The sequence below is a fragment of the bacterium genome (assembly GCA_030654305.1).
Taxonomy (GTDB): Bacteria; Krumholzibacteriota; Krumholzibacteriia; order LZORAL124-64-63; family LZORAL124-64-63; genus PNOJ01.
Genome location: JAURXS010000346.1, coordinates 1 through 9,247, shown reverse-complemented (window position 1 = coordinate 9,247; position 9,247 = coordinate 1). Strand labels below are relative to the sequence as shown.

Sequence of the window (9,247 nt, the reverse complement as noted above, 5' to 3'; positions counted from 1 at the left end):
GCTCACGCTCGCCGCCTACGCGCTGCTGCAGTCCGGGCGCCTGCGCCAGGAGGACCCGCGCTACTCGCTGGCCAATGCCGTCGGCTCCGGCCTGATCCTGGTCTCGCTGGTCTACGACTTCAACCTGTCGAGCGCCGCCATCGAGTCGGCGTGGCTGGTGCTGAGCGTGTGGGGGCTCGTCCGCGCCCGGCGCCGCAAGGAGGGATCGTGAAGCGTGGCGTCGCGGGGCGATGGCGAGCGGAACTGTCGCCCCGCGTCTGGACCGCGCTGGAAGTCGCCCGCCACGACGTCAACGCGTACGAGCCGGTTTCAATGGACCTGGGACACTCCACGCCGGGCGGCGACATCGCGTGCTGGCAGGCCGGCGTGGCCATGACCTGGTGACCCGCCGGGTCTCCGGAATGCACGAGGGCCGCCCCCCGGGCGGCCCTCCGTCGTTCACATCGCCGTAGGACGATCCGGCCTACATCGGCGCGAACCCCTGGTCCGCCCAGTACTCGTCCTGCATCATCTTCTCCAGCTCGACCAGCTGCGCGAGGTGCCCGACCTCCCACTCCCCCAGCCAGGTGAACAGCTGCTTGAGGCCGGGATCGTCGGTCTTGGCGGCCTGGTCGCGGTAGTAGTTGATGGCCTTGTTCTCGAGGTCGCAGCCGATGCCGATCACGGCCATCTCGAAGGTGCCGCGCTTGATCGACTTGCGGAAGGAGTCGTCGATGACGTGGCCGGCGCCGTGGTCCAGCTCGGCGGGGTGGACCTGCGACAGGTCGATGCGGCCCGCCTCGACCAGGCTCTTGTGCTGCGCCTGCAGCAGCGCCACGTGCTCGTCCTCGTCACGGGCCAGCGCGGTGAACATCGCCTTCGCGGAAGGGTCCTGCGTCGTGGCGGCGGCGTGGGAGTAGAGCTGCTGCCCCTTGATCTCGGTCATGATGGCGTTCTTGACGGCCTCGATCATCCGCTGCTGTCTGGGGTCCATGACTCCTCCTCGGTCTCCGCCGGGGTCCGGCTGGGGCTAGAACAGGCTGACGTGGAAGTACCGCTTGGGCCTCGCCTTGACGTCGGCGATCAGGTCCTGCACGGCAACGATGGTCGATTCCGCCTGCGCGTACAAGGAATCATCCTTCAGCATGCGTCCCGCCGTGCCCTCGCCGGACTCCAGCCGTTCCACGAGCGCCGCCAGCGAGGTGGTGGTCCGGGTCAGCAGGATGGTCAGCGAGTCCACGCGCGCCAGCGTCGCGCCGGCGCCCCGCATGGTCCCCGCGAGCAGGCTGTCGGGGCCGGCGACGGCCGTGCGCACCGCCGCGGTGGTGGCCCGCAGGTCCGCGACCAGGTGCTTCACCTCGGGCGTCAGCTCCTCGTTCGTGGAGCGCAGGGAGGCCATGGTGATCCGGGTGTCGTCCATGATCGCGCCGATGCGGTCGCCCTCGCGCACCTCCTGCATGAAGGCGGTCAGCTCGCGGGTCAGCGTCCGCGCCTCCTCCAAGGTGGCGGCCCCCTCGTTCATCATGGCGCCCATGTCCTTGAGCACCTCGCCCCGGAAGACGTGGCCCCCGGGCGCCGCGGGGCCGGTGCCCGGCGTGATCTCGATCAGCATCTCGCCGACGATGCCCATGCTGGTCAGCGTGATGCGGGAGTCCTGGGTGAGCCCGGCGTCGGGCTCCACGTAGAAGTCGACGCGGACCTTGTCGCCGATCATCGCGAAGTCCTCGACCGCGCCCAGCCTGATGCCGCGCACCTGGACGCGGTCGTGGGACTGCAGGCCGCCCACCGCGGTGAAATCCACGGCGTAGTGTTCGACGCCGCCGGCGAAACGCACCTGCTTGAACCAGAGCATGCCCCAGATCAGCACCACCAGCGAGACGATCACCGTCACGCCGACCTGGATCTCGCGTTTCCTACCCGTCGTCCCCATGGGCACCTCCCGCGCCGCGGCGGCGCTGGACCAGGAATCTAGAACAAGCCCAGCGGCCCCTGCGCGCTGCCTTCGATGAACTGCCGGACCATCGGGTGGTCCGTGTTGCGGATCTCGTCGACCGAACCGGCGTAGATGATGCGGCCGCGGTTGAGCATGGCGACGCGGTCGGCGATCTTGAACGCGCTGGCCATGTCGTGCGTCACCACGATCGAGGTCACGTGCAGCTCCTGCTGGAGCTTCAGGATCAGGTCGTTGATGGCGTCGCCGGTGATCGGGTCCAGGCCGGTGGTCGGCTCGTCGTACAGGATGTAGTCGGGCTCCATGGCGATGGCGCGCGCCAGCCCGGCGCGCTTCTTCATGCCGCCGGACAGCTCCGACGGCAGCTTGTCCTCGACCTGGGCGAGCCCGACCATCGCCAGGCAGCGGCAGGCGCGCTCGCGGATCTCCTGCGGCGGCAGGCCCGAGTGCTCGGACAGGCCCAGCCCGACGTTCTCGCAGATGGTCATCGAATCGAACAGCGCGGCGCCCTGGAACAGCATGCCGAAGCGCTTGCGCAGCTCGAACAGCCCGTCGCGGGGCAGGGCGGTGATCTCGGCGCCGTCGACCCAGATCGCGCCGGCGTCCGGCTCCAGCAACCGCACGATGTGCTTCAGCAGCACGGACTTGCCCTCGCCGCTGCGCCCGATGATCACCACCGTCTCGCCGCGCGCGATCGAGAAGTCCAGCCCGTCGAGCACCTTGCGGCCCTGGAAGGTCTTGGTCACGCCCTGCAGGGTGATCCCCTGGCGCGCGGCGGGATCCGCGACGCGGAAGTCGGGCGGGGCGGGCAGGTTCGCGGGGCTGGTCATCGCGTCACTTCCCGAAGACGATCTGGAACAGGAAGGTGGCCAGGAGGTAGTCCGCCACCAGCACGCTCAGGCAGCTGCCGACCACGGCCATCATCGTCGCGTTGCCCACGCCCTCGGCGCCCCCGCGGGTGTTCAGGCCGAAGTAGAGGCCGGACAGGGCGATGATCGCGCCGAAGAAGAAGGACTTCAGCAGCCCGCTGAACAGGTCGGTCAGGTCGAAGTACATCAGCAGGCCTTCCTTGAAGGTGCTGATGGTCACGTCCATGGTCGCGACCGAGACGAAGTAGCCGCTGACGATGGCGATGGCGTCGGCGAAGACGGTGATCACCGGCAGCATCAGGAACGTCGCCACGAAGCGCGGCATCGCCAGGTAGCGCATCGGGTCGATGGCCAGCATCTCCAGCGCGTCGAGCTGCTCGGTCACCTTCATGGTGCCCAGCTCGGCGGCGTAGTTGGCGCACAGCCGCCCGCCGACGACCAGGGCCACCAGCACCGGCCCCAGCTCGATGAAGACGGACTTGGAGATGACCGTACCGAGGAACTTCATCGGGACGTAGGCCTGCATCTGGTAGACGGCCTGCACCGCCGTCACCGCGCCCACGAAGATCGACGTCGTCAGGACCAGCGGGAGCGACCCCACCGCCACGATGTGCATCTGTTCGAGCACCTGCCGGCGCATCCGGGGGATCTGGGGCAGCTGCTTCAGGATGTCCAGCAGCAGCAGGCTGCCGCGGCCCGCGTTGGCCAGGGCGGCCAGGGTCCTGTCGCCGATTCCGAAGAGGATGGATGTCATAACGGCCCGAATATAAACGGACTTCGGCCGGGTGTCCACCCGGGGCCGCTCCCGGCCGTCAATTGATCATGAATGTGAGTTTTCCTTTGTGATAGGATTCCGGGGTCGAGGGGGGACCCGAATCGGAGGGGGGACGACATGTCGAACCGATCCGTTCCGCCGTGCTTGCTCCTGCCGTTCTTGTGCCTGCTGTCCGCATCCGCCGCCGCCGCCCAGGAGCGCTATCCAGCGGCGCCCGATCTCATCGAGATCATGTTCATCCAGGAGAGCGCCGTGCGCCTGGTCGGCGGCGTGCTCGTCGACCACAGCGGCCTGAACGCGACCGCCGGCGTGGAGGAGCGCCTGTTCATGCGCCCCCACGAGTGGGAGCGCCTGTCCCCCGTCCCCGAGCCCGACCTGGACCAGCTCGAGATCGAGGGCGAGCTCGCCTCGGGCCTGGACCTCTACAACCTGAACAACGCCTACACCCTGCGCTTCCTGGCGCCGCCGCCCGATCTCTGGCTGATCGCCGCCGATCTCGAGGCCCTGCCGGGCATCCATCTGGCGCAGCCCGTGCCCCTGCCGCAGGAACTGCCGCTGCCGCCGCCCTACACGTTCCTGCAGGGTTACCTGAATCCCGCCTCGTCGTTGCCGTCGGCCGGCATCGACGCCTACGCCGCCTGGGCCTACACCGGCGGCAACGGTGCGGGCGTGACGGTCTGCGACGTCGAGTACGACTGGAACTACAACCACCTGGACGTGACCAAGGCCGTCGGCTCGCAGATCATCGCCAACGCCGTCGACCCCCACGCCGCGCAGCCCTACCCCAGCCAGAGGCACGGCACCGCCGTGATCGGCGAACTGGTCAGCGACGCCAACGGTTGGGGCACCACCGGCGTCTGCCCCGGCGCCTCCCTGCTGACCTGCGGCACGTACTACGGCCTCGTCCCGCAGTGGAACGTCGCCGGCGCCATCACCGCGGCGACCGCCGCCCTGCAGCCCGGGGACGTCATCCTGCTCGAGCAGCAGTGGGACTACAGCGGTGCGAACCTGCTCCAGTTCGTGCCGATCGAGTGGTGGGGCTCCACCACGGCCTTCCCCTACCAGAGCCAGAGCTTCAACGTCGTCTACGCCGCGATCCAGACGGCCGTGGCCAACGGCATCCACGTGATCGAGGCCGGCGGCAACGGCAACATCGACACCGGCGCCCTGAACTGGTGGGGCGACTCGGGCGCGATCATCGTCGGCGCCGGCGGCACGGGCACCACCGCCCACGGCGACCGCGTGCGGATGGGCTTCTCCAGCTACGGCCCCCGCTTCGATGTGCAGGGCTGGGGCGAGAACGTGACCACCACCGGCCACAACTTCGACCTCTACAGCGCCGAGGGCCTGAACCTGCACTACACGAAGCTGTTCAGCGGCACCTCGAGCGCCTCGCCCATCGTGGCCGGGGCCGTGGCGTGCCTACAGGGCTGGTGGGCGGGCAGCGGTCAGACGACGCCGATCCCGCCCGCGCTGATGCGCTCGACCCTGAAGGCCACCGGCACCCCCCAGGATTCGGTCGCGACCAAGCCCATCGGTCCGCGCCCGAACCTGGCGGCGGCCATCGCCGCGCTGACGCCGACCGCGCAGTGGGTGAACGCGACGTCGGGTCCCCTCGGCGACACCGGCCTGACGAACTCGGTCGCCTGGGGCGACCGCGACAACGACGGCGACCCCGACCTCTACATCGTGAACTTCCAGAGCCTCTGCCACTACCTGGAAAATCTCGGCGGCGGGTTCTTCCTGGACGCCACCGTCATGCCCGAGGCCAACCAGGCGGCGGGAGGCGCGGCCGCCTGGGGCGACCACGACAACGACGGCGACCCCGACCTCTACGTCGGCAACTACTCCCTGCCGAACAGGCTCCTGCGCAACGACCTGCTGTCCTTCTTCGACGCCTTCGCCATGCCCGAGAGCGATGCGGCCGACGCCGCCGGCGTGAGCTGGGTCGACTACGACAACGACGGCTGGCTCGACCTCCACGTCACGACGGTCAACGGCCTGCCCGACCGGCTGTTCCGCAACCTGAACGGCCTGCCGGGTCCCGGCGGCTTCACCCAGATCTCGGATCCGATGCTCGAGGACATCGACGACTCCCGCGACGGCGCCTGGGCCGACTACGACGGCGACGGCGACCAGGACCTCTACCTGACCAAGACGACCTCCGGGCAGCCCAGCCGGATGCTGCGCAACGACGCCGGCACCTTCGTCGACGCGGCGATGCCCCCCCTGCAGGACAACGGCCCCTCGACCGGCGCCTGCTGGGGCGACTACGACAACGACGGCGACCTCGACCTCTACCTGGTGAAACCCGTGTCGCTGCCCAACCGCCTGCTGCGCAACGACGGCGGCGGCAACTTCACCGACGTCACCGCCGGCCCGCTCGCCGACACCGGCGGCGGCATGGGCGCCTGCTGGGGCGACTACGACAACGACGGCGACCTCGACCTCTACGTCGTCAACTACAGCACGGGCACGATCGGCAGCGGCATCAACCGCCTGCTGCGCAACGACGGCGGAGGCGTCTTCACCGACGACACCGCCAACCCGCTCTACGCCGGGGGCAACGGCCACGCGGCCGCCTTCGCCGACTATGACCGCGACGGCGACCTCGACCTCTACCTCGGCAACTACGGGGCGGCGAACGCGCTCTTCCGCAACGACATCAACAACGGGAATGCTTGGCTGCACGTGAAGCTGGAGGGCACGAGCAACAACGCGTCGGCCGTCGGCGCGCGCGTGACGGTCTGGTCCCCTGTGCTCGGGATGCAGATGCGGGAAGTGTCGGACATGACGGCCGGCCCCGGCCAGGGCGACCTGCTGGTCGAGTTCGGCCTGGGCGGCGACGCCGGGGTCGACTCGCTGCGCGTGGACTGGCCGAACGGCAACGTCCAGCGGCTGCTGCTACCGATAGCCGCCAATCAGGTCGTCGGCGTCCTGGACAACACGGTGACGGCCGTGCGTGACGACGGGATTCCCGACCGATACACGATCCATCGCGCCATCCCCAATCCGTTCAACCCGTCCACGACGATCCAGTACGATGTGCCTTGCGACGGGAGGGTGGAACTCGGCATCTACGACGCAGGCGGCCGATTGTTGCGGCGCTTGCACGCCGGCGTCGCAACGACGGGCCGCCACGACGTCGTCTGGGACGGCCGCGACGGGCGCGGCGAGCGGGTCGGCGCCGGGCTCTACTTCGTGCGGCTGACCGCCCCAGGCGTCGACCAGACCCTGAAGCTCATGCTCGTGAAGTAGTTCACCGCCCTGCGGCAAGGCCCCGCCGTCACGGACGGCGGGGCCTTCTTCTTGTGGGGCAACGAGTTGGAGGGTCGGCAGAAAACCGCTCAAGTTTCAGCCCGGGCTGCCGATGGCGTAGGCGGGAGGTTCCGTCTTGAGCATCCAGGCCGTCGCCAACGCCATGTCCGCCATGATGGCCCAGCAGGACCGGCTGGCCGGCGTCGCCGAGCGCGTGGCGCGCTGGCGGTCCACCGACGCCGCCCGGGGACCCGCGCCGCAGGACCTGGTGCGCGACGTCATCGAGGCCCAGCAGGCCCTGCGCGCCTTCGAGACCAACGCCGCGGTGCTGCGCACCGCGGACCGCCTAACGGGACTGCTGCTCGACGAGCTCGCTTGAGGACTGGGGAGCGCCCGCCGCGGGCCGCATCCTCCCCCGGGCCAGCGAGGCGAAGATCCCGGCGCCGCAGAGCGCCGCGAAGACGAGGAACGCCGTTTTCAGGCCCGCGATGAACTGGTCGTGGTTGGCGGGCGTGATCGGGACGCGCCCGACGTGCACCGCGAGGATCAGGGTCACGATCCCCATCGAGAACATCTGCCCGAGCAGGCGCATGGTGCCGACCGTGCCCGAAGCGACGCCGTAGTGCCGGCGCTCGACGGACCCCAGCACGGCGTTCATGTTGGGCGACGAGAAAAGGCCGAATCCCAGACCCAGGATCACCAGGCTCGCGATCAGGTAGGGAATGCCCGTGTCCCGGCCCAGGCCGGCGAGCAGCGCGAGTCCGACCGTCACCAGCCCCATCCCGACCGAGGCGACGATCCGGGGCTCCACCCGGTCCGACAACCTCCCGGCGTACAGCGACGTCAGCACCATCACGACCGGCTGCGCGACCAGGACGACGCCGGCGCCTTCGGCGCCGTAGCCCCGGGTGTACTGCAGGAACATGCTCAGCAGGAAGGAGACCGCATAGGTCGCGGCGTAGTTGATCAGGGCCGCCAGGTTGGAGAGCGTGAAGGCGGAGTTGCCGCGGAAGAGCCGCAGGTCGAAGACCGGGCTGGCCGTGCGCAGTTCCCGGCGCACGAACAGGACCAGGCTCGCGCCCCCCGCGGCGAGCAGCCAGACGCCGCGCCCGTTCGTCAGCTCGGAGAAGCCCAGCATGATCGCGACCAGCGCTGCGCCGTAGAGGACCGCGCCGGGCAAGTCGAAACGCTCCCCCCTGGACTCGGCCCATTCCCCCTTCAATCCCCGCAGCACGACGAGGATGATGAGGCCTCCCGCCGGGACGTTGACGTAGAAGACGCTGCGCCAGCCGAGGTGCTGCACGAGGATCCCGCCCAGGAAGGGGCCGGCCGCAAGGCCCGCGTAGACCGCGGCCACGGTGATCCCGAGCACCCGGCCGCGCTCGCGGTCCGGGAAGACGGAGGTGAGGATGGCGATGCCGGTGCCGAAGATCATGGCGCTGCCGACCCCCTGCAGGGCCCGGCCGACGACCAGCATCGCCGCGGAACCGGCGGCGCCGCACCAGAGCGAGAAGACGGAGAAGACAGCGATGCCGAGGACGAAGACCCGCTTGCGACCGTGGATGTCGGCCAACCGGCCGAGCGGGACGAGGAAGACGGCCGCGGACAGCAGGAACGCCGTCATCATCCAGCTCAGGTACACGGCGTCGATCGCGAACTCCCGGCCGATCTCCGGCAGCGCCACCCCGATCGCCGATGCCATGAAGGGCGTGAGGAACGAGGAGACGGTGAAGACGAGCAGCGCCGCCCGCTTGACCGGCGAATCGAGCATCCCCATGTCGCCCCTTCCGCGATCGCGCCGCCTCGCCGGTGTCAGGGAGCCGTCTTGCCGGCATTGTCCAGGTAGCCGAGCATGCCCTCGATCGTGTTGCGCAGGAAGTCGGCCTCGCGCGCCTGCAGGTCGTCCTCGAGATCCGCGAAGGTCGCGAACCACGGGTCGGCATCGGCCAGGCGGAGCCGCGCTTCGGCCTGCAGGTCCGGCGACCAAGCCGGACCGTGCGTTGCGCGCACCTCGTCGAGTGTTGCAGTCCACAGCAGCAACTGGCCGCGCGCCGCCGCCAGGAAGCGGCCGGGCTCTTCGCACAGGCCGTGGTGGCCCCAGGCCAGGCGCGCCGGCGCCGGATCGAGCGCGAGCAGCAGATCGAGCGACCGCAGCGCCGTCGGGAGGTGGAAGCGCGGCGGCGTGGCCGGCCGCAGGTACGGCGCGCCGCCGCGAGTCGGGCAGGTCATGCCCGCGGCCTCGCCCACGAAGAGCGTGCCGTCGTCGAGGTAGCTCTGGTGATGGGCGGCGTGTCCCGGCGTGTGGAAGGTGCGGATGCCCAGCGGCTCCAGCGACGACGGCGGGTCGATGCGGTCGGCCGGCAGCGGCAGCGGTCGCCCGAAGAGCGGCGCCAGGTCGCGCAGCACCTGCAGCGA

At 69.8% G+C, this 9,247-nt stretch carries 10 protein-coding genes; 4 read left to right on the top strand and 6 right to left on the bottom strand.

All coding sequences use genetic code 11. The annotated features are described in order from the left end of the window. Positions 1–211 (top strand): cyclic nucleotide-binding protein (locus tag Q7W29_09975; protein MDO9172147.1); only part of this gene is annotated, 211 nt, incomplete at its 5' end. After that, positions 208–384 (top strand): hypothetical protein, encoded by a 177-nt coding sequence (locus tag Q7W29_09970; protein MDO9172146.1) that lies wholly within the window; start codon positions 208–210, stop codon positions 382–384. The genes Q7W29_09975 and Q7W29_09970, both read left to right, overlap by 4 nt. 79 nt (positions 385–463) lie before the next feature. Here Q7W29_09970 and Q7W29_09965 read toward each other — a convergent pair whose 3' ends face one another. The 4 genes from Q7W29_09965 to Q7W29_09950 are packed head-to-tail and all read right to left on the bottom strand — an operon-like array spanning position 464 to position 3,553. After that, entirely contained in the window at positions 464–973 is a 510-nt protein-coding gene (locus tag Q7W29_09965) for a ferritin family protein (GenBank protein MDO9172145.1), read from the bottom strand. A gap of 36 nt (positions 974–1,009) precedes the next feature. Further along, positions 1,010–1,909 (bottom strand): MlaD family protein, encoded by a 900-nt coding sequence (locus tag Q7W29_09960; protein MDO9172144.1) that lies wholly within the window; start codon positions 1,907–1,909, stop codon positions 1,010–1,012. A gap of 38 nt (positions 1,910–1,947) precedes the next feature. Further along, on the bottom strand, positions 1,948–2,760 hold the full coding sequence (locus Q7W29_09955; GenBank protein MDO9172143.1) for an ABC transporter ATP-binding protein: 813 nt from the start codon (positions 2,758–2,760) through the stop codon (positions 1,948–1,950). Between the two features lie 4 nt (positions 2,761–2,764). Further along, positions 2,765–3,553, bottom strand: coding sequence for an ABC transporter permease (locus tag Q7W29_09950; protein ID MDO9172142.1), 789 nt, complete (start codon positions 3,551–3,553; stop codon positions 2,765–2,767). A gap of 138 nt (positions 3,554–3,691) precedes the next feature. On the opposite strand from Q7W29_09950, the gene Q7W29_09945 reads away from it, so the two are divergent. Both Q7W29_09945 and Q7W29_09940 read left to right on the top strand, forming a co-directional pair. Continuing rightward, on the top strand, positions 3,692–6,832 hold the full coding sequence (locus Q7W29_09945) for an FG-GAP-like repeat-containing protein (GenBank protein MDO9172141.1): 3,141 nt from the start codon (positions 3,692–3,694) through the stop codon (positions 6,830–6,832). A gap of 136 nt (positions 6,833–6,968) precedes the next feature. After that, positions 6,969–7,211 carry a flagellar hook protein FlgE gene (locus tag Q7W29_09940; GenBank protein ID MDO9172140.1) on the top strand — a complete coding sequence of 81 codons (243 nt, stop codon included), beginning with the start codon at positions 6,969–6,971 and terminating at the stop codon, positions 7,209–7,211. Here Q7W29_09940 and Q7W29_09935 read toward each other — a convergent pair. Continuing rightward, a complete protein-coding gene (locus Q7W29_09935) occupies positions 7,179–8,609 on the bottom strand; it encodes an MFS transporter (GenBank protein MDO9172139.1) in 1,431 nt (476 codons plus the stop codon). The genes Q7W29_09940 and Q7W29_09935 overlap by 33 nt on opposite strands. A gap of 35 nt (positions 8,610–8,644) precedes the next feature. Next, positions 8,645–9,247 (bottom strand): MBL fold metallo-hydrolase (locus Q7W29_09930; protein MDO9172138.1); only part of this gene is annotated, 603 nt, incomplete at its 5' end.

Bases quoted from the DNA above. Each gene is read 5' to 3' on its own strand.
- Q7W29_09960 (MDO9172144.1), bottom strand. From the start codon at position 1,909: ATGGGGACGACGGGTAGGAAACGCGAGATCCAGGTCGGCGTGACGGTG.
- Q7W29_09945 (MDO9172141.1), top strand. From the start codon at position 3,692: ATGTCGAACCGATCCGTTCCGCCGTGCTTGCTCCTGCCGTTCTTGTGC.
- Q7W29_09935 (MDO9172139.1), bottom strand. From the start codon at position 8,609: ATGGGGATGCTCGATTCGCCGGTCAAGCGGGCGGCGCTGCTCGTCTTC.
- Q7W29_09950 (MDO9172142.1), bottom strand. From the start codon at position 3,553: ATGACATCCATCCTCTTCGGAATCGGCGACAGGACCCTGGCCGCCCTG.
- Q7W29_09955 (MDO9172143.1), bottom strand. From the start codon at position 2,760: ATGACCAGCCCCGCGAACCTGCCCGCCCCGCCCGACTTCCGCGTCGCG.
- Q7W29_09965 (MDO9172145.1), bottom strand. From the start codon at position 973: ATGGACCCCAGACAGCAGCGGATGATCGAGGCCGTCAAGAACGCCATC.